The sequence below is a fragment of the Prevotella sp. HCN-7019 genome (genome assembly GCF_037890215.1).
In the GTDB taxonomy this organism is placed as follows: Bacteria; Bacteroidota; Bacteroidia; order Bacteroidales; family Bacteroidaceae; genus Prevotella.
The window spans coordinates 218,688-239,592 of sequence record NZ_JBBKBO010000003.1 but is presented as its reverse complement, the minus strand read 5'-3'; the positions used below and the strand labels follow the sequence as shown (position 1 = coordinate 239,592).

The 20,905-nt window shown below is 42.6% G+C and carries 18 protein-coding genes and 1 tRNA gene; 10 read left to right on the top strand and 9 right to left on the bottom strand.

Annotated features, from left to right (window positions below; translation table 11 throughout):
* Positions 1 to 148: 148 nt before the first annotated feature.
* From WKT13_RS06020 to WKT13_RS06010, 3 genes are all read right to left on the bottom strand, one after another.
* Positions 149 to 224, bottom strand: a tRNA-Lys gene (locus WKT13_RS06020).
* A 72-nt stretch (positions 225 to 296) separates the two neighbouring features.
* Complete coding sequence (locus tag WKT13_RS06015; protein ID WP_298619609.1) at positions 297 to 1,397, bottom strand: AI-2E family transporter; 1,101 nt, start codon at positions 1,395 to 1,397, stop codon at positions 297 to 299.
* Between the two features lie 453 nt (positions 1,398 to 1,850).
* Positions 1,851 to 2,432 carry a thymidine kinase gene (locus tag WKT13_RS06010; RefSeq protein ID WP_298619612.1) on the bottom strand — a complete coding sequence of 194 codons (582 nt, stop codon included), beginning with the start codon at positions 2,430 to 2,432 and terminating at the stop codon, positions 1,851 to 1,853.
* Between the two features lie 94 nt (positions 2,433 to 2,526).
* Between WKT13_RS06010 and rsmI the strand changes: the two genes are divergently transcribed.
* Both rsmI and WKT13_RS06000 read left to right on the top strand, forming a co-directional pair.
* On the top strand, positions 2,527 to 3,207 hold the full coding sequence (gene rsmI / locus WKT13_RS06005; protein ID WP_340323244.1) for a 16S rRNA (cytidine(1402)-2'-O)-methyltransferase: 681 nt from the start codon (positions 2,527 to 2,529) through the stop codon (positions 3,205 to 3,207).
* Positions 3,208 to 3,235: 28 nt separating this feature from the next.
* Positions 3,236 to 4,090, top strand: a complete 855-nt coding sequence (locus WKT13_RS06000) for a Cbp1 family collagen-binding glycoprotein adhesin (RefSeq protein ID WP_340323243.1) — start codon at positions 3,236 to 3,238, stop codon at positions 4,088 to 4,090.
* 532 nt (positions 4,091 to 4,622) lie between these two features.
* Here WKT13_RS06000 and WKT13_RS05995 read toward each other — a convergent pair.
* The 5 genes from WKT13_RS05995 to WKT13_RS05975 form a co-directional block, all read right to left on the bottom strand.
* Positions 4,623 to 5,654: a YeiH family protein gene (locus WKT13_RS05995; protein WP_340323242.1), complete on the bottom strand. Its 1,032-nt coding sequence runs from the start codon at positions 5,652 to 5,654 to the stop codon at positions 4,623 to 4,625.
* 448 nt (positions 5,655 to 6,102) lie between these two features.
* Positions 6,103 to 6,945: a prolipoprotein diacylglyceryl transferase gene (gene lgt / locus WKT13_RS05990; protein ID WP_340323241.1), complete on the bottom strand. Its 843-nt coding sequence runs from the start codon at positions 6,943 to 6,945 to the stop codon at positions 6,103 to 6,105.
* Between the two features lie 12 nt (positions 6,946 to 6,957).
* Positions 6,958 to 7,122, bottom strand: a complete 165-nt coding sequence (locus WKT13_RS05985; RefSeq protein WP_340323240.1) for a hypothetical protein — start codon at positions 7,120 to 7,122, stop codon at positions 6,958 to 6,960.
* Between the two features lie 150 nt (positions 7,123 to 7,272).
* On the bottom strand, positions 7,273 to 9,753 hold the full coding sequence (locus WKT13_RS05980) for a hypothetical protein (protein WP_340323239.1): 2,481 nt from the start codon (positions 9,751 to 9,753) through the stop codon (positions 7,273 to 7,275).
* 139 nt (positions 9,754 to 9,892) lie between these two features.
* A complete protein-coding gene (locus tag WKT13_RS05975) occupies positions 9,893 to 10,345 on the bottom strand; it encodes a nucleoside deaminase (RefSeq protein ID WP_298619649.1) in 453 nt (150 codons plus the stop codon).
* 279 nt (positions 10,346 to 10,624) lie between these two features.
* Between WKT13_RS05975 and WKT13_RS05970 the strand changes: the two genes are divergently transcribed.
* From WKT13_RS05970 to WKT13_RS05955, 4 genes are read left to right on the top strand one after another with little or no spacing between them, the layout of a single operon-like run.
* A complete protein-coding gene (locus tag WKT13_RS05970; RefSeq protein ID WP_340323238.1) occupies positions 10,625 to 12,484 on the top strand; it encodes a glycosyltransferase family 2 protein in 1,860 nt (619 codons plus the stop codon).
* A complete protein-coding gene (locus WKT13_RS05965) occupies positions 12,477 to 13,337 on the top strand; it encodes a hypothetical protein (protein WP_340323237.1) in 861 nt (286 codons plus the stop codon). Before WKT13_RS05970 ends, WKT13_RS05965 begins: the two co-directional genes overlap by 8 nt.
* Before the next feature lie 20 nt (positions 13,338 to 13,357).
* Positions 13,358 to 14,134, top strand: coding sequence for a hypothetical protein (locus WKT13_RS05960; RefSeq protein ID WP_340323236.1), 777 nt, complete (start codon positions 13,358 to 13,360; stop codon positions 14,132 to 14,134).
* Between the two features lie 26 nt (positions 14,135 to 14,160).
* Positions 14,161 to 15,579: a hypothetical protein gene (locus tag WKT13_RS05955; RefSeq protein ID WP_340323235.1), complete on the top strand. Its 1,419-nt coding sequence runs from the start codon at positions 14,161 to 14,163 to the stop codon at positions 15,577 to 15,579.
* A 67-nt stretch (positions 15,580 to 15,646) separates the two neighbouring features.
* Here the strand turns inward: WKT13_RS05955 and WKT13_RS05950 are convergent, their stop codons facing one another.
* Entirely contained in the window at positions 15,647 to 16,099 is a 453-nt protein-coding gene (locus WKT13_RS05950) for a nucleoside deaminase (protein WP_340323234.1), read from the bottom strand.
* 1,099 nt (positions 16,100 to 17,198) lie between these two features.
* On the opposite strand from WKT13_RS05950, the gene WKT13_RS05945 reads away from it, so the two are divergent.
* From WKT13_RS05945 to WKT13_RS05930, 4 genes are all read left to right on the top strand, one after another.
* Positions 17,199 to 18,197: a hypothetical protein gene (locus WKT13_RS05945; protein WP_340323233.1), complete on the top strand. Its 999-nt coding sequence runs from the start codon at positions 17,199 to 17,201 to the stop codon at positions 18,195 to 18,197.
* Complete coding sequence (locus WKT13_RS05940) at positions 18,181 to 19,029, top strand: hypothetical protein (protein ID WP_340323232.1); 849 nt, start codon at positions 18,181 to 18,183, stop codon at positions 19,027 to 19,029. Before WKT13_RS05945 ends, WKT13_RS05940 begins: the two co-directional genes overlap by 17 nt.
* Before the next feature lie 586 nt (positions 19,030 to 19,615).
* The gene (locus WKT13_RS05935) at positions 19,616 to 20,269 is read left to right on the top strand and encodes a hypothetical protein (RefSeq protein WP_340323231.1); all 654 of its coding nucleotides are present in this window, start codon (positions 19,616 to 19,618) and stop codon (positions 20,267 to 20,269) included.
* 255 nt (positions 20,270 to 20,524) lie between these two features.
* Complete coding sequence (locus WKT13_RS05930; protein ID WP_340323230.1) at positions 20,525 to 20,902, top strand: YraN family protein; 378 nt, start codon at positions 20,525 to 20,527, stop codon at positions 20,900 to 20,902.
* Positions 20,903 to 20,905: the final 3 nt, after the last annotated feature.

The following is a 20,905-nucleotide window of genomic DNA, read 5'->3' as shown; positions in this document are numbered from 1 at the left end:
CTCATTGATTTTCCATTGGGTCGGTTTGTCGGCATTACAAAAGGCAATCCTCCCAGAATTTCCGCTGTTCCGTTCTTAATATCTGTTCTTCCGATGTGTATAAATAAAAAAAGACAGTTATCTGTTGTGATAACTGTCTTTCTGTTTTTGGTGATCCGCTTGGGGCTCGAACCCAAGACCCCAACATTAAAAGTGTTGTGCTCTACCTGCTGAGCTAGCGGATCTCCCTGTGTTCTGAAATAACTTGTATCTCAAAAGCGTGTGCAAAGGTATTGCTTTTTTTTGAATTACGCAAATTATTTCGGGGTTTTTTCTTGAATTTTATCAATTTCGTGTTCTTTTGTCACATATCTTTGCCAATAAGCAATGATAAGTGTGGTCAGAGGCAGTGCGATAATAAGGCCGATGAATCCGAGAAGCGCACCCCATACAGACAGCGAAAGCAACAGTATCGCGGGGTTCAGTCCCATGGCCTTTCCCATTATCTTGGGTATGACAATCGTTTCGGTGATAATCTGTACAAGGATGAACAGACCTACGGCCAGACCGAAGACATACCAGAAGTTCTGTCCTGTGTCAGCAGCCTTGAGCATGGCGAGGAATGCGGTAGGGATGAGTGCGAACGTATGGAGATAAGGCACAAGATCCATTATTCCAATGAGAATGCCGAGGCCTATTGCCATGGGAAAATCCATTATGCTGAATCCTATGCAGAACATAATGCCCATGCATAAAGCTACAGAACTCTGTCCGCGTATATAATTATTCAGTTCTCGTTCAACATCTTTCATGAGTTCCTGCCAGAACGGACGGTTCTTTTTGGGGAATATCTTTATCCAGTTGGTTGTGAGATATTCGTAGTCGAGCAGTATGAAGAACATGTAAAGCAATGTGATGCAAGACGCGACAATGCTTATAATGACACTGGCTGTCTGGCCGAGAACAGAGAATACCTTGGGCATGCCGCTTTTGAGAAGGTCGCTGAAATCCTTGCTTTTGAAGAACTTCTCAATCTCGTATTGGTTTTCTACAACCCATCTTTTAGCTATTAATGACAGGTCGTTGGTATGCGTTGTCTGTTGCAGCCATCGCATGAATACTTCATAAAGTTTCTGGAACTGTTCGATCATTGGAGGTATGATGAAATATATCATGCCGCCGATCACTCCGATGACTATCAGAAGCGCGATGATTATTGCAAGCGCTCTGACCTTTACTTTCATTTTATATTGAATGAATCTTACCAGTGGATAAAGCAGATATGCAAACAGCCATGCGATGATAAAAGGCAATAATGCTCCGCTAAGATAATTGATGGCGTACAGAACTGTAAAGACAAGGATTGCAATTAACAGCCATCTTACGAATTTGTCGAAAGTTATTCTTTCTTCCAGCATAAATATATAATTTAGAGGTGGTGTATTTAAATGATGTGTTCTTTCAGATTAGCCTTAAGGATATAGAATTCTTTTAACTTCCGTCTTTGCAAGTACCGGCTGTCGACGTCGGCATTATGATTATGATGCCGGGAAGCTGTAATTACATCAGAAACATAAATGCAACATATTATAATAGTGCCGACACCATATTTTACATTCTTTTCCTCGGGGCAATCTTATGATTTATGTCATCTGTTTTTCTTTATTTTCTGATATGATCCGGCAAATCTTTAATGATATTGGCCGTCTGATACGCGGCAATCAAGAGATATGAACTCTTACAAATAAGTCTGAGTATGTCCGTCACTTGGATATTGTCAGGTCGCATGCAGATGCATACGGCTGAATGATTGTTGTATCAGTGTCGGATATATATGCCGTTGTTGTATGTTGTGCCGGTATCGGTCATATTTATAGCTTGCCCTGTGTGGCTTTCTTATAACATTCGCGGCAGAGGGGTTCGTACTCACTCTCTTCTCCAAGCATCACACGTTTGTCTCCGTCAACTATTCTGTGACTTATGTAAGCGAGGTTTCCGCATTTCACACAGATGGCATGAACCTTTGTCACGTCGTCGGCAATGGCACATAATGCAGGCATAGGACCAAACGGAATCCCCTTGAAGTCCATGTCCAGTCCTGCGATAATGACACGTGTCCCACGGTTGGCCAGTTCGTTGCATACGTCCACCAGACCTTCATCAAGAAACTGGGCTTCGTCTATTCCCACCACATCAATGTCTGATGCCAGCAGCAATATGCTTGATGAAGAGTCTATCGGTGTTGATTGTATGGATGTGTTGTCGTGGCTTACCACATCTACGTCAGAATAGCGTGTGTCTATTGCTGGTTTGAATATCTCCACTTTCTGGCGTGCGAATTTGGCACGTTTCAGACGTCTGATCAGTTCTTCTGTCTTTCCTGAAAACATCGAACCGCATATCACTTCTATTCTTCCCGGGCGATGTGCTTCGCCTGATAAATATTCTGTCATGTTGATTGCAAAAGTACAAAGACGTTTTAAAAATTGCAAAGAAATGGCGGCTTTTTTTGTTAGTGAGGAATATTTACTTATATTTGTCTGCAATATGGGAACACTGTATATAGTGCCTACACCGGTGGGCAATATGGAAGATATGACGTTGCGTGCCATCCGTGTACTGAAGGAGGCCGATGTCGTGTTGGCCGAAGACACTCGCACATCAGGAGTTCTTCTCAAGCATTTCGAGATACAGAACCGTTTGCTGTCACACCATAAATTCAATGAACATGGCACTACGGCGTCTGTTATCGAACGTCTTAAGGGTGGTCAGAATGTAGCACTTGTGAGTGATGCCGGCACACCGGGAATAAGCGATCCGGGATTCTTTCTGGCGCGTGAAGCAGTCAAAGCCGGTATAACCGTTCAGTGTCTGCCGGGTGCGACGGCATGTATACCTGCTGTTGTAGCGTCGGGACTTCCTTGCGACAGATTTTGTTTTGAAGGTTTCCTTCCGCAGAAAAAAGGGCGTCAGACAATGCTCAATTCTTTGAAGGACGAGCAGCGTACAATGATATTCTATGAGTCGCCTTACCGGCTGTTGAAAACGTTGGGACAGTTTACCGAAGTGTTCGGTGCAGAACGCGAAGTGTGTGTCTGTCGTGAGATATCAAAACTGCATGAAGATTATGTCAGAGGTACTCTCGCAGAAGTGAAGGAACATTTCGAAAACAACGAACCACGTGGTGAGATCGTCATTGTGCTGGCAGGCAGCAGTGACAAAAAGTAAAGAACACATATAATAAAACCAGACTGATATGAAAAAGTTATTATTTTTAGCAATTGGTTTAACTTTGATCACCTTCATGGGATGCAAAGATGACCGCAAAGTAGCCGATGTCGCAGGTTTCAGCCAGAATGACTCATTGCAGAAAATCATTGCTCAGAAAGATAATGAGATAAATGATATCATGGAAACATTCAATCAGATTGAAGCCGGATTCAAAGAGATTAATGAAGCAGAGAACCGTGTAAGTCTGATGAAGGACGGTGAAGGCGCAAGTCGCAGACAGCAACTTGTGGAGAATGTTCAGTTCATATCCGCTACGATGAAGGAGAATCGTGCACTTATTGACAAACTCCGTCGTCAACTTCGTGAAAGCAGTGTCAAGAGCGACAATCTGAAGAAGACCATCGAAAATCTTGTAGCCGAACTTGAAGAGAAAGACAATCAGCTGCAACAGCTCCGTGCAGAGCTCGACGCAAAGAACATACATATAGCTGAACTCGACCAGACAATAAGCGGTCTCAACGACAACGTTTCCAATCTCAAGACTGAAAGTTCGCAGAAGAGCGCAACGATACAGGCACAGGACAAACAGCTCAACACCGCGTGGTTTGTTTTCGGTACAAAGAAAGAACTTAAGGAACAGCGCATCATTGATGGTGACCGCGTGCTTGAGTCAAACTTCAACAAGAGCTATTTCACAAAGATAGACATACGCGTGGAGAAAGAAATCAAACTTTATTCAAAGTATGCCAAGATTCTTACCATGCATCCGTCAGACAGCTACACACTGCAGAAAGACGCCAACAAGCAGTATGTTCTCCGTATTACAAATCCGCAGATATTCTGGTCAACAAGCAAATATCTCGTGATACTCGTGAAATAACACATGATATTATTAATATGGACAAAGGCAAGTTCTATACAGGACTTGCCTTTATTTTTATTACGTCTCATTGTCCGGGGGACACATCGTGTTACTCATTGACTATTTGGCGGGTATCCGGTAGCTTGTTTTCATGCGCTTCGAAGTTTGTCGTTGTTTGCAGCGACCGTTCAGATTGTGTGTGTCAGGCAGTCTTTTAGTGTCTGTGTTACGTTATCTTTTAAGTGCTGTGAACTACTCTTTGTTTCCGCAGCACGTTCTTTTTGTTTGCAGAGATCGTTGCATGCCGTACAGACTCTTTTGATTCCGGTTTGGTATTAATCATGATTCAGAAAAATGATAAGGCCCGTATCGCGTTCTGAAAGAGCCCGTATCGAACGGTGATATGGCCTATATCGGATACTAAAATGGCCCGTTTCGTAAATCCGAACGGGCCGTTTCGCAGCAGGTGAAATCCTATACTTATAAAAGTTATACGTATAATGAATAAGTCATCTTCTTCTGATCTTCTGTCAGATTTGCATTGTCTGTATTATCCGAGCATCGGTGCCACATATTTGGCCAGAACATATCCGCCGCCCATAAGCCATACAAACAGTATGAAAGCCAGTATAAACGGTTTCGCACCAGCCTTGCGGAATTTGTCGATACTTGTCTCTGCACCGAGTGCTGTCATAGCCATTGTCAGGAGGAATGTGTCGAATGTGTTGATGAAGTCAACCAGTCCGGCCGGCAGAAGATCGAGCGAGTTGAATCCTATCACAACGAGAAACAGAATGGCAAACCACGGCATGGATATCTTTCCGCGTCCGCTTGCGTCGCCGCTCTTTACGGCTGCTCTCATCACGCTGTAGCTTATTATGAGCAGTACAGGTACAAGCATCATCACGCGAATCATCTTCACGATTATCGCAGGGTCTGACACTTCCTTGCCCATTGCGTTTCCTGCACCTACTACGTGTGCCACCTCATGAACCGTACTTCCTGTGAAAATTCCCATTTCCTGCGGTGTGAGATCAACGATACCGTTGCGATACAATATAGGATAAAGGAACATTGCTATCGTTCCGAATATAACAACCGTTGATACAGCCACAGCTGTCTTGTATGGTTTCACCTTTATTGCCGACTCTGTTCCCAGTATGGCAGCCGCTCCGCAGATGCCGCTTCCCACTGAAGTCAGCAATGCTATGCCGCGGTCCATTTTCATCAGACGGCCTATCATCACTCCGCCGCATATTGTCACTGCCACGATTATAGCATCTATGCATATTGCCGGGATGCCCACTTCCACAACATTCTGGAACGTAAGCCTGAAACCGTAGAGTATGATACCGATGCGCAATATTCTTTTCGAACAGAACTGTATGCCCGGCACCCATGTCTCCGGCAGATTATTGCGGAGGCTGTTGGCATAAAGCATACCAAGGATAATGCCGACAATCATCGGGCTGAACGACAGACTTTTTACAAACGCCATGTCGCCGATGTAGAATGCGGCACATGAGAACAGTGTGATTAGCAGCACGCCATGCAGCATACTGCTGCGCTTTTCACTTAACATAAGCTTTAATTTTGATTTATAATAAAAAGTTTAAAATGCAAAGATAAGGCAAATGAGTGGAAATAAAGTCTGTTTTCAATTTCCCGAGTGTAGCTTATCTTATGCAAAGATAACGCAAACGAGCGGAAAGAAATTCTGCTTTCAATTACCCAAGTGCAACTTATCTTGTGCAAAGATAATTAAAAAAGCTTTGTAGTATCGGTTTTTCATGATATTTTCTTCATCTTTATGTTTCATTTTGACAGATGCAGTATCTGATACCTGCTGTTGGTAGTGCAGTCTTATAACAGTTGTATAATATGTCTTTTCAGAAAAACCGTTCCCCTTTTTCATCCTTTATCTATCTGATAGAGTAGGAAATAAAAAGCGGCTAAAAATATATTTTAGCCGCTTTTACTTTTCTTTTTAAATAGTTCCTTTTTCTTGTTCTGTTAGAACATTTATCGATTTAATTGCTTTTTCGTGACTGTATATAGCTTCGCAAAATAAGGTATAAACCTAAAACGATAAAAGGAACGCTTAACAGTTGCCCCATATTGAAAAACAAAGAGTCTTCGAAACTTTCTTGATTTTCTTTAGTATATTCTAAAAGGAAGCGCATGAGAAAAATGGCAAAGATACTAAAACCAAAATAGAAGTAGCTTCCGATTTTAAAAATATGTCTTTTATATTTGTACAGGGAATAAGCAATTAAGAAAATAATAAAATAACTTAATGACTCATACAGTTGTGATGGATGTCTTGGTAAATCATCAACATGCCAGAATATAAAAGCCCAGGGCACATCAGTCGGACGTCCAATAATTTCAGAATTCATTAAATTTGAAATTCTAATAAAAGCTCCGCCTAATGGAGCCAAGATAGCTATTACATCTATAACCTTAGGGAAAGGAATGTGAATTTTTCGTGAGTATAACAACATGGAAATGAACAAACCTATTGCTCCTCCGTGGCTTGCCAACCCTTTGTATCCTATAAATTCGTAAACTCCATTTGCATTCTCTCTAAACGGAATAAATATTTCAATTATATGAGAAGAAAAATATTCAAAATCATAAAACAGACAGTGTCCCAGTCTTGCACCTCCGAAGATACCAATAATAGCATATATAAAAAGTTTCTCCATCGCATCCAGAGTATAAATATTCTCTTTCTTATATATGTGACCAATTATATAGTAACAAACAACAAGTCCGGTAACAAAGATCAAACCGTAATATTGAAGTTTAACAGGACCAAGACTGAATATAACAGGATTTATATCCCAATTTATGTATAATATTGTATTCATTTATTTTGTGGTTTATATTTCTTTATCTACTTTTATTTTCCTGGAAATTTTATGTTCGTCACGTACACGGAACAGTTCCCGGTATACCTTTTCCTTATTGCCCTGAATAACTTTGATCCCGTTACGCAATCTTCTGTTTTCTTCTTGAAGAAGCTGTAACTCTTTTCTTCTGTTCATCAGATATCATTTCTGCACGTACTTTTCTTCAGTGGCTTTTGTATAAGTTCAGGAACCGGAAACTGTTGCCGTATAGAAAAACGAAAATGGTTTTCAGTTTTGAGATATAAGTTCTATGTATATCTTACAGACTCTTCCGTCCGTCACCCGTCACTTCTTTATCATCTCCATTTTCAGAGTCTTTTCTTTCAGCGGCATCGGATATGCGCTCAGCCATATCTCCGGACTTATCCGTTGTCCGGTTATTGTGCCCTTCTTATCGCCGTCGTCAGGTCGGTCACTGTTGCTGTAGTCCATGTTGCGGTTCAGTGCCAGCACGTAAGCCTCAATCTTTTTGCCCGCCATATCCTTTGTCAGCGGCAGATAGTATGTATAGTTCTTGTCGCTGCCGGCACTCTTATATTCCCACGTGTTCGACGTGAACGACGGTGCACGGTCGGGACATCCTACATACTCGTCGTCTATCTTCAGACCTGCCCATGCTCCTTCATATCCGTGATAACCGTTCACAGCCACGCACAGATATGCGCCGTCAGGTATCTCGTCGAGTGTTATCTCGCTCTTCCATGCCTTTTGTGCCAGACATGTCGCGCTTCCGTAGGGGCGGAACAGGTTTGATGCGCGCCAACGACTGTTGTCCACTTTCTTTCCGTCCTTGTATCCGCTAACCTCCGACAGGCGTATGGGGCACGGTGAGAAACGTACGAATCTCACATCACCGGCATTCTTAAGGTCTATCTCCATTTTCTTTCCTGCCATGAAAGTGATTGGTTTCCAGCTTTTCAGATCGGCCGATACGTAAGCCTCCACGCCCTCGTATGATTTCAGAGGGGTGATGGAATACTCGTCGAACGACTCGATAACCAGTTTGTCCAGCTGCTGTTTCTCGCCCATGTCGAGGCAGAATCCTGATTCGCCGAACGGACGTATGTCGCCCCAGCGCATGGCTATCGAGAATCCTGTTTGAGGATCACCGTCAAAGAGATTGCGGTCCCATATCTCTCGCGCTCCGAATATCTCCTGGCCGAAGAAAGCGTCCCGCGCTGCCTTCACCTGAGGAATGGCCGTCTCGCCCGAGCGTTTCAGCGAACGGACCTCAAGTGCGTTATTGTCGGCGGCGAAGCATGTGGCATAATACAAAGCCTCGGCGTCGGTCGGCACGTCGCATCCCTGCATGTCGGCCAGTTTGCGGTAGGGCGACATTTTGAGCTTCTGTCCGTTGAAAGTCAGCGTCACCTGTTTGCCGTTCAACAGCTTGCGCGCCTGCTGCCCGTCGATGTCGGCAGATCTGAACAGTTCGCCTCCGCGCTCCATTCTCACTTTGTATTTCTCTCCCGGTTTACCGAGCAGCTTCACTTCTGCCGTATTGCCTGCGCGGTCGTTTATGATGTGATATGGTATTCCGCTTAGTGCCACTTTGTCCTTCTCCTCGTCTGTCGTTATCTTCACCAGTGCCACGCGGAACGGCATCACCTCAACCTCCAGTTCAGTGCCGTAGTCATGGTTGCCAAGGTCGTATATGTAAGGATGATAAAGCCGTGCCTTCACTTTACGGCCGTTATCCTTCAGTCCGGCCTCCGAGTCGAGTCGGATGCGGTAGGTCTTCTTTTCCCACGACAGGTTGCGCAGTGTGATGAACTGCGTACGGCCGTCGCCTCTCGATATCGCACCGTCGCCATAGCGTTCGGCAGGCAGTTTTATGCCGCTCGTCAGAATGTCGCGATAGTCGCGGTGCAGGTTGTATATGTATGCAAGATAGGGAAACTCGTCGTCCCTCAGCAGCCAGGGGTTGGCGTAAATCTGCGGTGCCAGTATCAGTTCGCGGTTGAATGCCTGCAGAATCAGGTCGTCCTCCCAGTAGTCAAGACATGACGACAGACACACACCGTGGTCCTCCGTCAGTCGCGTCATGTTGTCCGGAGCTTTCCTGCTCAATGCCCGCGCACGGTGATGAGGTGCTGTCACGTCGTTTGTCATGAACACGTCGATGTATGTTTCCTCGCCGCCCATCAGATATGTAGTGGAATACTTGTCGCCCGGTCCGAGGTTCAGACGGTGGTTCAACAGTATGAATCCCGGATCCTCCTGCCTGATGGCCTTCATCATCTGTTCGAAATTGCCATACATCTCCGGCCGCAACTGTCCGCACACGGCGTCCATCTTGAATAGCTTGAACTTGTATTTCTTCACCAGTTCGGTCATGACGTCCATGCGTTCGGCAGCTTCTGCCGGTGTGTTGCCGAATCCGTCAGGACCGCACCACACTCCGAACTGCGTGCCTATCGACGACGCCTTGCTGCATATTGCGTCCAGACCATTGGGAAACTGTTGCTTGAAACGCTCCGAACGTGTGCTGCCATAGCGCTTCGCACCGTCGAGAGCACCTGCGTCGAAAGCATATATGTCGAGCTGCATGCCGTATGTGTCGTGCAGCCATTTGAAGAAGTCGAGATTTATCTGGGTCTGTTTCTCTGTCGGTCCCTCATTCGTGTTGTTTATCCACGAGAAGTATTCCGAGTGCGACGGTGTGTTTTCCGCTGCGCCACCTACGGGCAGTGCCTGACCGTACGATGCGGTTGAGGCCAACGCCAGAATAAGTGCGGACAGGAATGGTTTGTAGTTCTTGTTCATGTTTTTATATAATAAGGTTTGGTGTTTTCGTTGTAAACAGTCATGACATGTGATGCAATGCCATGTCTGTCGGATGACGTAAGCAGTACAGATGAGGCTTGTGTCTATGGTGTTGTGGCCGCTACGTACGGATTGTATGCTATCTCTTGTTCTTGAAGAAATCCTGCATCAGCTGCCGGCATTCCTCTTCGAGCACTCCGCTTACAACCGTTGTCTTGGGATGCAATGCTCCGGGGGCGAAGCGTGAAAAGCCGCGCTTCTCGTCGGCTGCGCCGTAAACCACGCGTTCAATCTGCGACCATCCAAGTGCGCCGGCGCACATGACGCACGGCTCAACCGTGACATACAGCGTGCACCCCTTCAGATATTTGCCGCCGAGCGAGTCGGCAGCAGCCGTTATGGCCTGCATCTCGGCGTGTGCCGTCACGTCGTGCAGGGTTTCGGTGAGGTTGTGTGCACGTGCTATTATCTTGTCCTGACACACCACCACTGCGCCGATTGGTATCTCCCCGGCCGCTCCGGCCTCGTGTGCTTCGGCCAGTGCCATACGCATGAATTTCTCGTCTTTGGTCTGCTGGTTGTCGTTTTCCATTGCTGCGGATTTTGTTTCTGTCTGCTAAGTTACTACAAAAAAATCGCTGTACGGACGTTTTCTCTGAAAATATTTCATTCTTCGCATACGTCTGTTGCTGTTAGTTCTTTACTTTGAGTTGTTGATTATATATTTGCGGTATGACTTCGGCTGTATTTTTGTATTTGATATTTGCTTCAATGATTAAAAAATATAAAATGTTTACAAAATAAAATAAACACAAAGTCTTATTATCTTTGTGTTTTGTATCTTTATACAAAGAAATAAAATTCTCTGTTTATGTTTTATAAAAAAGATATATACATATCGGTTATAATGCCTACATTTAATCATTGCGCATTCATTCGTCGTGCTGTATTGAGTTTGATAGCCCAAACTTATGATAAATGGGAATTGATAATTATAGATGATGGTTCGACAGACGATACATATGAGCAGATATCTGACCTTTTAATAAATGACGATAGAATTATTTATATTTTTCAAAATGAAAACAGAGGACTTGGGTATTCTTTAAATGTAGGATTAAGTTTAGCAAAATACGATTATATTGCATATCTTCCATCTGATGATTATTACTTTAATAATCACATTGAAAATATTGTTAGAAATTTTTTTATTTATAATGATGTTGTGCTTGTTTGTTCTGGAGTAAGATTTGATGATTGTGATTCTTTGCATGGAAGTTATGAATTAGAAAGTAAAATTGTAAAAAAGGATTTTACGATGCAGTTGGTTCAAGTTGCTCATAAAAAGGTTTCGGAAAAATGGGTTGAACGTGAAGAATGGATAAGTGATGATTTGTTTTCAATGTATTGGTGTAAACTACTTCCTTACGGACGATTTATAAATATAGGGATTGTAACTGCTTATTGGACCCAGCATCCAAAGCAGCGTTTTCGTATAATAAATGAAAAATATGGAGGTGGTATAAACAAAATCAGAAGTTTTTATAAAATAAAAAAAACTATAAAAATAAAAGTTTCAAAGGAAAAATTTATTGATGAAGATAGGCAATATAGACATTTTAGGGATGTATGTCAATTATCAAAAAATAAATTAAAAATACTTATTGTTGGCGAATTAGCATATAATCCGGAAAGAATTTATGCTCTAGAAGAAGCTGGTAATGAATTGTATGGTTTGTGGGTGCCAGAACCATCACTTAGTTTCTCAACTGTAGGTCCGTTGCCTTTTGGACATGTTGAAGATATTCCCCATAGTAATTGGCGGCAGCGGATTCGAGAGATAAAACCTGATATTATATATGGAATGCTTAATTGTGGGGCTATTCAATGGGTTTATGATGTTGTAAGAGAATTTCCAGAGATCCCGTTTGCTTGGCATTATAAGGAAGGTCCACAATTAGCCATGCGTTGTGGGTTATGGTCTCAATTAGTTTGGTTATATTCTCATGCAGATGTTAAGATATATTTGAATTCTGTAGTAAAGAATTGGTTCGGGCTTTTTATTAAAAATGATGGGTTATCTATTATAATGGATGGTGATTTACCTAAGCGGGATTATTTTAAATTGAATTTTTCTCCTAAACTATCAAAAGAAGATGGTGAAATTCATACTGTCTGTGCGGGAAGACCTATAGGGTTAGGTGAAAAAGCTATAGGAACACTGGTAAAAAATAGAATACACGTTCATTTGTATTTGGAAAATTTTCACGCATCGAGAGAAAAGTTATTTAATTATTATAAAAATAAATATAAAGGATATTTTCATACGCATACACATTGTTCTGCAGAGAATTGGACAAAAGAGTTTTCTAAATATGATGCAGCGTGGCTACATTGTATAAAAAGTCATAATGAAGGGAATTTGATGAAAGCTACGTGGGATGATCTTAATATACCTGCGCGTCTTAATACATACATGGCAGCAGGAATTCCTGTTATATTGCCGAAGAATACAGGAAATGTTGTTGCAGTGGAAAATATTGTAAAAGAATATAATATTGGATACTTTTTCTCAGATATAATCGATTTGGTTAGTTCTCTTAAAGATGATAAAAAAAAGAATCAGATTATCGAAAATGTTATGAATAATAGGGATTTATTTTGTTTCGATCATTATGTCCCAGAACTAATAGCAATATTTAAAATAGCAATAGCAAAAAAAAATGGATAATTTATTATTAAAAATAGCTAATGCGCTAACAGTTAATATAACAAATACAGAGGAGTTTGGACTATTCTCGGGTAAAACTGGACTTGCGGTATTTTTTTATGAATATGCTCGTTTCTCAGGTTGTGAATATTATCAATGGTTAGCAGATTGTCTGATAGATGATATATATAAATTTCATCAAAAAAATAACTTGGACTTATGCGCTGTAAATGGTTATTCAAGTATTGGTATTGGATTGTGCAATATGCTTCATAAAGAATATTTATCTGCGGATACTAATAATATATTTTACGATATTGATGATTTAGTGTTAAGCAATCCTGAGAAAACATTGTCTCAAGATTTACATTATAGGACAGGACTTTTTTCAGCAGGACTTTATTTGATGGCAAGATTAAAAATTACACAAGTAGATTATATGCGTAAGTATATTTCTAAAGTGATGGATGTCGTATATAAATATGTTTATGGGTTAAGTAATAATATGAATGATTATAATGATAAAAATACTCTTCGTTCTATATTTTTAATGTTGTCTAGTTTATGTCGAACGTGTTGCACAGACGATAATTTATTACAAAAAATAAATTTTATTTTACAAAAAATAAAATTTTTGTGTGGAACAGAATATTATGTACAGAGGGCGGAATTAAACACTAGCTATTATAGTTTGGCAAGTATATCTGATGAAATTTGGTGGTATTATGTACACTCAGAGAAAATACATATGTTGAATAAAAATTATATAGAATCTCAAATTAATAGATATTTTTCTGAATTTTGTTATTATATTAATATGATTAATGGTTGGTTGTCATCTATTGGGTTGACATTGATATTAAATAGATTATAAAACTATAATATAATTATTTTATGAAAAAAATTGGAGTATTTAAAATAGAAAATCCGGATTCAGTTAAAAATGAATTAACTTTGCAAATCAAAGGTTCACCAGAAAATCCATATACAGTAGAAGAATTTGAAATGAAGATAGATCGTAACGAATGGAATGGTGGGTATGTCTTGGGTATAGGAAATGTTAGTGCGGATTCAAACGATCCAAATTCTGTATTATCATATGGTTATGGGGAATGGAATTTTGATTTTAATTTTGATGATAATGGTGAATACATATATACATATAAGAATGAGAGTGAAGGAGTTATAGGAAGTGGGAATGACTGTGCTTATTTATGTGTTTCAAAGGTATTCAATATTCCTGCAGCACAGGTTGCTGATATGTATGGATGCTGGATTGCTGCTAAACTTAAACATGATACAGATAAAGATGAGTTGGATCCTTCTGAAGAAAAGGCTGTTAAAAATGCTATTTCAAAAGGTATGGATAATGATCTTATGAATTTGTTCCTGAGAACGGCAGGATCTACTTATGGATATAATGTAGCTCTATATACAGAGCGATTTGGTGAAGCTTTTAGCAGTAGTGATTCTGATGAGCGGAAAAAAATAGCACTTGTTAAGAATGGGTTATTAGGTGGATCCCATGCGGTGCTTATTAATAGCGTTTTAAGAGATATTAACGGACAGGTTATAAAACTAAAATGTGATGATCCTCAATTAGGCAAAACCGATGTAGAGTACGAGTATGCCGATTTACTTAATCTTTTTGTATTTTATATGAAACAATAAGATGACTACTTTTTACAAAAATGAGTATGGTTATATTAGGTTCTCATTGTCGAAAGATGTTGCTTCTTGTTGTTTTATCCATCATTTTCTTGATGGATATTTCAGGGCGTGTCATTGATATTGGGATGTTTTCCGCATGTAAATCTCCTGACACCATCGGATTCTCTACATATCTTTCAGGATTTCATGATATTAATTCTCCTCTTCTATATAAAGGTCCGGACAATTATAACGAAGTATTCATTAAGAGCAGAAATATTAATAATTGTGGAGAATTTATCGAGCATAAATATCTTGATAAGTTCTTCTTTACGAATCTTACTCGACCCTTTGAGAAGGATATTTATAATTATGACTATCGTTACGGTGTGAAATTTAAACACCAGGATGTTATCGGTACAGTTGTAGTCAGAAGTTGTACTGATTATCCTGTCAGGTTCGGCACAGGTGTTAAACAGTATATTCTCACACTGTATGATGAATCAGGATGCCTTAAAGACCAAAGGCTTATAGGTCAGTGTAGCGCGGATCACCGTTCGAAAGTGGTGTTTTATACACACGATTATCAAAAACAGAATTTCTACGTGTGGGTCCGTGATACCGTTATGCTTGAAAAACAGGATGATAGAATGAAAGCTGTTGTAATGGATCATGTGTATTTTTATGATGATTCTCTGAATGTTCATAAACGCGTCGAAGTATATAATATAGGTCCGGCTGATATTTATCAACCTAAGATTATATATGTTGATGATAACGGAAAGGATGTTTATAATGCACAGGAGACTGTTTTAAGACAGTTTTGGTCATTGGATACGGCACGCCTTAAAAAGGCTTATGAAAATTTGAAAAGTAATTCTTCAGAGAGCGGACAGTGGGAGTTTTTTAATGCGTTCCCTTCTCGCTGGAAGGATTTTGAACGTATATTCCGTTATGACGACACGCCGGGATATGATCTGACAATGTTTTGTTATGAAAAGAGTTTTTCTTTGTTGTTCACCTCATTGTTCTGTCCGGAAAGTGATATTGCGTATTGGGGATTGGAAAGGGTGCCTTACGCATTGGGTGACCTTTATATCCCGTCGGACGTATTCATGCATAAGTTCGTCGGAATATTGACAGGTTTTGAGAATGTGGAAGCCAAGAAACCTTCTTATATTGTAGGAAGTGCTTTTAGCAATCTTATATCTTTACTACTTGAAAAAAACAATGCTGATTCTCTTTTCAGGGAATTATCAACTCTTAGTAGGGCTGAGATGTTTAATGTGTGGCGTTTTTATTGGACCAATAATTATATCCCCGAGTTTGAAAATGAGCGTTCCCGACATGATAAACTGTCGCTTGAGATGTTGGTGAAAAGATATGAGAAGGATTTCCCCGCAGTTACAAAAGCCATGGCCGATGCCTGGTATTACTATCATTTGCCTGAACTTGTGGCGTTCTGACGGAGGTTGATTTATTGTTTTCCGCCTTTTATCGCGGATTATTATTGCATGTTACGACGCATGATTGTTATCTCTTATTCTTGAAGAAATCCTGCATCAGCTGCCGGCATTCCTCTTCGAGCACTCCGCTTACAACTGTTGTCTTGGGATGCAATGCTCCGGGGGCGAAGCGTGAAAAGCCGCGCTTCTCGTCGGCTGCGCCGTAAACCACGCGCTCAATCTGCGACCATCCCAGTGCACCGGCGCACATGACGCACGGCTCAACCGTGACATACAGCGTGCACCCCTTCAGATATTTGCCGCCGAGCGAGTCGGCAGCTGCTGTTATTGCCTGCATCTCGGCGTGTGCCGTCACGTCGTGAAGGGTTTCGGTGAGGTTGTGCGCACGTGCTATTATCTTGTCCTGACACACCACCACTGCGCCGATCGGTATCTCTCCGGCATCTCCGGCCTCGTGTGCTTCGGCCAGTGCCATACGCATGAATTTCTCGTCTTTGGTCTGCTGGTTGTCGTTTTCCATTGCTGCGGATTTTGTTTCTGTCTGCTAAGTTACTACAAAAAAATCGCTGTACGGACGTTTTCTCTGAAAATCTTTAACCATAATAGTCATCTCATGCCATTTGTCCTACTCAGTTGATAAATAGTTGTGTGAAATAGAAAAATTTTTCTTTTCATCATGAAAAATTCAATGTCAGAATCTCGGGTGTGTTTTATGTGGATCAGCAGAAGTTCCGAACAACATTAGTTTACATAAAACCCGGAGGACCAGCTTACGATTTTTCTTGACTTTTTTTGACAAAATTTTTTCGCAAAAGAGGAGTGAAGGAATGTTAAATCGCACCTTATAAAGCCTCTTTTAGCATGAATGGCTTTGGCATATACCCTGTAACATAGTTTGGAACAATTCATTCCGCATTCTGATTAAGCCTGTTTTAGGGTCTGATATAGCCTGTTTCAGGGTGTGGTCTGGTGCATTTCAGCCCCAGATATGGGCTATATCGCATGCTGAAATGGTGCTTATTGCAAGACGAAAAAATGGATGTCGAACATAAGTTGTTGCTGTTCAATAACTTGCGCGAGGCTCTCATAATTCGCGTATTTGCGCCCGACGGAGAGTCTGTCCGCAAATCCGCGCTTATTTTTCGGGGTAGAACAGGAAACTCTGACTGAAAAATCAGAATGTGGTTACAATCTGAAAGTTGCCCGTTTTGTCTAATTCCAGCAGAAGAAAACAACGCTTATTCGGGGATTGAAGCTGCGGTCTTTTGTTGAAATCAATTCTCGCTTAATTTCTATTGAACCGTTTGTTCCTTGCTTCGTTTCCTGCTTTTGATGTCGGTGCCTGGTGCATCAGCATTGTATTTGTCATATTTTCATATCTGACAGTTATAAACATCACAGTAATCTAATTACCTTCTCCATTGTGTTATTTTATGTTTAAAACAGCTTTTCCGTGATATTTTGTTTACCTTTGTGCTATCAGTCTGCGGGCAGTCTTTATGATGTGATGAGTGCGCGCAGGGCGTCTGTTGTTCCGTCGGTGCCTGTATTATGTCTCATCTGGCTGTTTCCGGCGGATGGACATAGTGTATGAAAATGAATAACTCAAACCTGATAATATGAAAACAAAAGAATCAAACTCCTTGTTTCCCGGCGTATTGCTGCCGGTAAACTTACTCATGAGAATTCTTGTTTTTCTTCTGCCGGCTGTGCTTTTGTGTGGGTGCTCGTCGTCGGATGACGGCAGTGGCGATGGTGGCAATCCTGTTCCGGAATACGATCGCTCGCTTGTCGGTACGTGGCAGATTTCGGATAACGGCGGTGACCAGTCGGCTCCGGGCACTCTTGTGTTGGAGGCTGACGGCAAAGGTACTTACGACGACGGCACACTGAAATGGTACACGTCGGAACGAAAACTCTATATCAGTTTCGACAACGGACGCCGAATAAAAGGCGATTTCTATTATGTGGACGGTGCCGAACTCACCATCCAGGGGAGTAATCTTGTTTACACCACGTCGTTTCCTGCTGTCGGCCGCTGGTATGCGGAGGATTTCAAGGGCGGATTTTTCAGCTACGACTTCAGCGATACAGGCGTATGCAAGACGTACGGGTTTGATGATGGCGGCAATCAGGTGAAGCGCGATCTTTGGTGGTTCCGCATTCCGCCGGGTGTTGTGCTCGATTATGACGGATATACACGTACTTTGCAGTTCGACCTGGATGGTGACCGGATGATTGTCGAGGGCGAGGGAACGTTCGTACGCGATGTTCCTGTTTACGGAAACTGGCGTTCGATATATACCGAGAATGGTCCGATAGGACAGGATTCTGAATATTATTCCGAACTTGAAATAATAAAGAAGGAATACGGCAGTTTCTTCTATTGCACTTATCATAGCGATGAGTGCATAGGGTCAGGGCCGTGCACGATGACCGTGTCGTGCGTCATGGAGTTGTTCCCTGATGGCGGCCAGATGTATATACGCAATGATGACAGTGTGAATATAGTCATCTATTATCGTTTCCATTATGACAAGACTGCGGAAAAACTTTATCTTGAGCTTAGCAAAGAAGCAGAATTCAATAAATACAGTGGTTATGAAATGGTTGAATGATATATTAAGGATGGCCGCCTGTGCCGGAGTTATGATGCTGCCTGTGTTGTTTTCGGCATGCAGCGACAGTGACGACAGTAATGATGACGGAGGTGACGGCACGGCGGATAGCGGGCTGGTGAAGATAGCTTATACGGCAGACCGGACGTCGGAAAACATCTTCGGACAGATGAACTTTAGTGTGACGTTTGCCTGGTCCGGTGGCGACGGCAGCGTGAGTATGGCCGACGTGCGCGAGAGTTACGACTCCATAGTGTGGAAAGTGGAGGAGACCGGCCGTTCGTTCAAACTCATGGACAACGTACACATGACCATGCAGTGGGGCCATTGTTTCTATCTGCCGGGCAGCTATACCACGTATGTCGTGGGCTATAAGGCCGACCGCGAGATATTCCGCACCGAGTCTGTGGCTCTGAAAGTGACGGACAACAATGATTTCCTGTGTTGGAACTGGAACGAGATAACGGGCAACGAGGACAATACGGGTTATGAAAACGTGCTCGACGGTGGCTTCCAGCTTTCTGTCAATCCGGTGATGAATGGTGGAGTGACGGGTGCGGAGCTCATGATGTGGAACAACGGACATGACGACAATGTGTTTTATGACACATCGGTCAATGCCCTTTATGCTTATCTCACGCAGCTTTGCGGTGCTCCTCTCATCGACCGTGGCTCTCCTGATTTGCTGGATGCCTACGCCGGACAGTTCGCCTATCATCACGAGGGTGCCACTCCGCTGGCCTTATGGCGTACCGCTAAAGCATGCATTGTGCTGCTCGGCATCGACCGCGAGGGCTTGAAGCTCTGCCGGGCATACGCCGAACCGCTTTGACATAGTATAGTCTGACGGCACATCGCAGCGCCGGATGATAAACATATTCCGCAGACCGGGTGTTAATTTTTAAGTTAACGGTCTGCGGATTTTTTCGTGGTCTTTTTTCTGAATCAGCGTGCAGCAGGAATCCGTTCAGGTTATTTCGCAGTGTGATGAGTGTTACGTAATATTCAGCTTTACGTATATCGCAGAGCATGTCGGATTTGACCGTATGCCCGGCTGTTTCTATCCGTGTTCGGACACGGATTTTTTGTTGTCTGCAATTAACTATAATTAATACGCTGTTGCTTGACATGAGAGGTTTTATTTCATAACTTGCGCAAAATAAAAATCCGATAGCCATGAAGACAGTACTTACCTTTTGGCATACATCAGCATCTTTTGCGGACAGCGTTTCCGGACTGTTGCATCCGGGATGTTACGTTGTATCGCAGACCGGTATAGGTCTGTGCCGGGTAGGTCTGTGTGAAAGGTTGATGACGTATGGTGTTTCTGTGATGGGCAGTCGACAGAAGATGCAACGGGACGGCGGCAGGTATATGATATAATCTGGAAGGTTTTGAACATATAATAATATCCGACTATGACTCATGACAGAATTTATCAATACGGAATGTTGCGGGTGATGATGCTCGTAGTGGTGTGGTTTGTGGCGGTAATGTCGGGCATTGCCGGCAATATGTATGGGCTTGAAGACGGTGATGAGGTGGATGCCGGCGGGACAGACGTAGGCCTAAGTTCTGCCGCGTATGAAGATCTGCGGTTTAATTACTGGGTTGACGATACCATGTCAGTCAATATTGCCGGGCAGGATATTCCGCTGAAGATGCTTTACAGAATCTACTACGACAAGGAAGGCGAGGATTTCGTTAGGTTCAATGTGGCTGTCGTGGCATTAGATGAGAGGCAGGGTGGTGATTCCGATAAATTCATTTATAAGGGCAAGAGATATTCATTGATACACGACAGCTTCTGTTATAAGTACGAAAGAAGGAAAGGTCCGGTCTACAGACTGAAGGATGCACTTGTACTGACATGGCTTGACAACGACATTTATCCGCTGGTGGAGAAGTGCACTGTTATTGATGTGAATCTGAAAATAGACATACGTAAACAGAAAAGAGGTATGCCTTTGGACTTGAAGATGGGAAAGGGCAAAACGAGAGATTTCTGTTACAAGTATAGAAAAATTCGGGCTAAGCACGACGAGGCCCGGAAAAAGCAGGCAGAATTTTGATTGGTAGAAGATTGTTTCAGGGTGATTTAACGGTCCGGCATGGTTTGCCTGCACGTGCCGGATTTTTCTTTTTGTATTCTTTTTGAAGTTTTGTCTGAGGCGAGGCTAATTGTATTGTTGTGTCCTGCAGCTGTTGCCGGTCTGCTCTTTGGTCGGGGCGGACGGTGCTTGTCGTGCGGTGTGTGAAAATAAGTGGTCAATAATTTTGCGCTTCATCCTTTTTGCTGTATTTTTGTGATGAGTAAACAGCGTCACATGGCAAGACACAACGAGATGGGAAAGTGGGGCGAGGACGTGGCGGCTGCATATCTGCGGCAGAAAGGTTACGTCATACGTGAGCGCGACTGGAGGTCGGGCAAACGCGACATCGACATCATAGCCCTGACTCCCGACAGCCTGACTGTGGTCTTTGTTGAAGTGAAGACGCGTCTGCCGGACAGTGCCACGGCGCCCGAGGATGCTGTGGACGCGGTGAAGATAAGAAACCTGTGTGTGGCGGCCGACAATTATGTGAAGATGCACGGAGTGGAAGAAGAACTGCGCTTTGACATCATAACGGTTGTGGGTACGCGAGGCTGTGAACCGCGGATAGAGCACATAGAGGATGCGTTCAATCCGTTGCTTATAATCTGAAAC

Excerpts from the sequence above, each read along its gene's own strand:
- lgt (WP_340323241.1), bottom strand. The coding sequence starts at position 6,945 with ATGAATACAATATTATACATAAATTGGGATATAAATCCTGTTATATTC.
- WKT13_RS05935 (WP_340323231.1), top strand. The coding sequence starts at position 19,616 with ATGACTCATGACAGAATTTATCAATACGGAATGTTGCGGGTGATGATG.
- WKT13_RS06010 (WP_298619612.1), bottom strand. The coding sequence starts at position 2,432 with ATGACAGAATATTTATCAGGCGAAGCACATCGCCCGGGAAGAATAGAA.
- WKT13_RS06015 (WP_298619609.1), bottom strand. The coding sequence starts at position 1,397 with ATGCTGGAAGAAAGAATAACTTTCGACAAATTCGTAAGATGGCTGTTA.
- WKT13_RS05940 (WP_340323232.1), top strand. The coding sequence starts at position 18,181 with ATGAAATGGTTGAATGATATATTAAGGATGGCCGCCTGTGCCGGAGTT.
- WKT13_RS05945 (WP_340323233.1), top strand. The coding sequence starts at position 17,199 with ATGAAAACAAAAGAATCAAACTCCTTGTTTCCCGGCGTATTGCTGCCG.
- WKT13_RS05955 (WP_340323235.1), top strand. The coding sequence starts at position 14,161 with ATGGTTATATTAGGTTCTCATTGTCGAAAGATGTTGCTTCTTGTTGTT.
- rsmI (WP_340323244.1), top strand. The coding sequence starts at position 2,527 with ATGGGAACACTGTATATAGTGCCTACACCGGTGGGCAATATGGAAGAT.
- WKT13_RS05980 (WP_340323239.1), bottom strand. The coding sequence starts at position 9,753 with ATGAACAAGAACTACAAACCATTCCTGTCCGCACTTATTCTGGCGTTG.
- WKT13_RS06000 (WP_340323243.1), top strand. The coding sequence starts at position 3,236 with ATGAAAAAGTTATTATTTTTAGCAATTGGTTTAACTTTGATCACCTTC.
- WKT13_RS05970 (WP_340323238.1), top strand. The coding sequence starts at position 10,625 with ATGTTTTATAAAAAAGATATATACATATCGGTTATAATGCCTACATTT.
- WKT13_RS05985 (WP_340323240.1), bottom strand. The coding sequence starts at position 7,122 with ATGAACAGAAGAAAAGAGTTACAGCTTCTTCAAGAAGAAAACAGAAGA.
- WKT13_RS05975 (WP_298619649.1), bottom strand. The coding sequence starts at position 10,345 with ATGGAAAACGACAACCAGCAGACCAAAGACGAGAAATTCATGCGTATG.
- WKT13_RS05930 (WP_340323230.1), top strand. The coding sequence starts at position 20,525 with ATGGCAAGACACAACGAGATGGGAAAGTGGGGCGAGGACGTGGCGGCT.
- WKT13_RS05965 (WP_340323237.1), top strand. The coding sequence starts at position 12,477 with ATGGATAATTTATTATTAAAAATAGCTAATGCGCTAACAGTTAATATA.
- WKT13_RS05950 (WP_340323234.1), bottom strand. The coding sequence starts at position 16,099 with ATGGAAAACGACAACCAGCAGACCAAAGACGAGAAATTCATGCGTATG.
- WKT13_RS05995 (WP_340323242.1), bottom strand. The coding sequence starts at position 5,654 with ATGTTAAGTGAAAAGCGCAGCAGTATGCTGCATGGCGTGCTGCTAATC.
- WKT13_RS05960 (WP_340323236.1), top strand. The coding sequence starts at position 13,358 with ATGAAAAAAATTGGAGTATTTAAAATAGAAAATCCGGATTCAGTTAAA.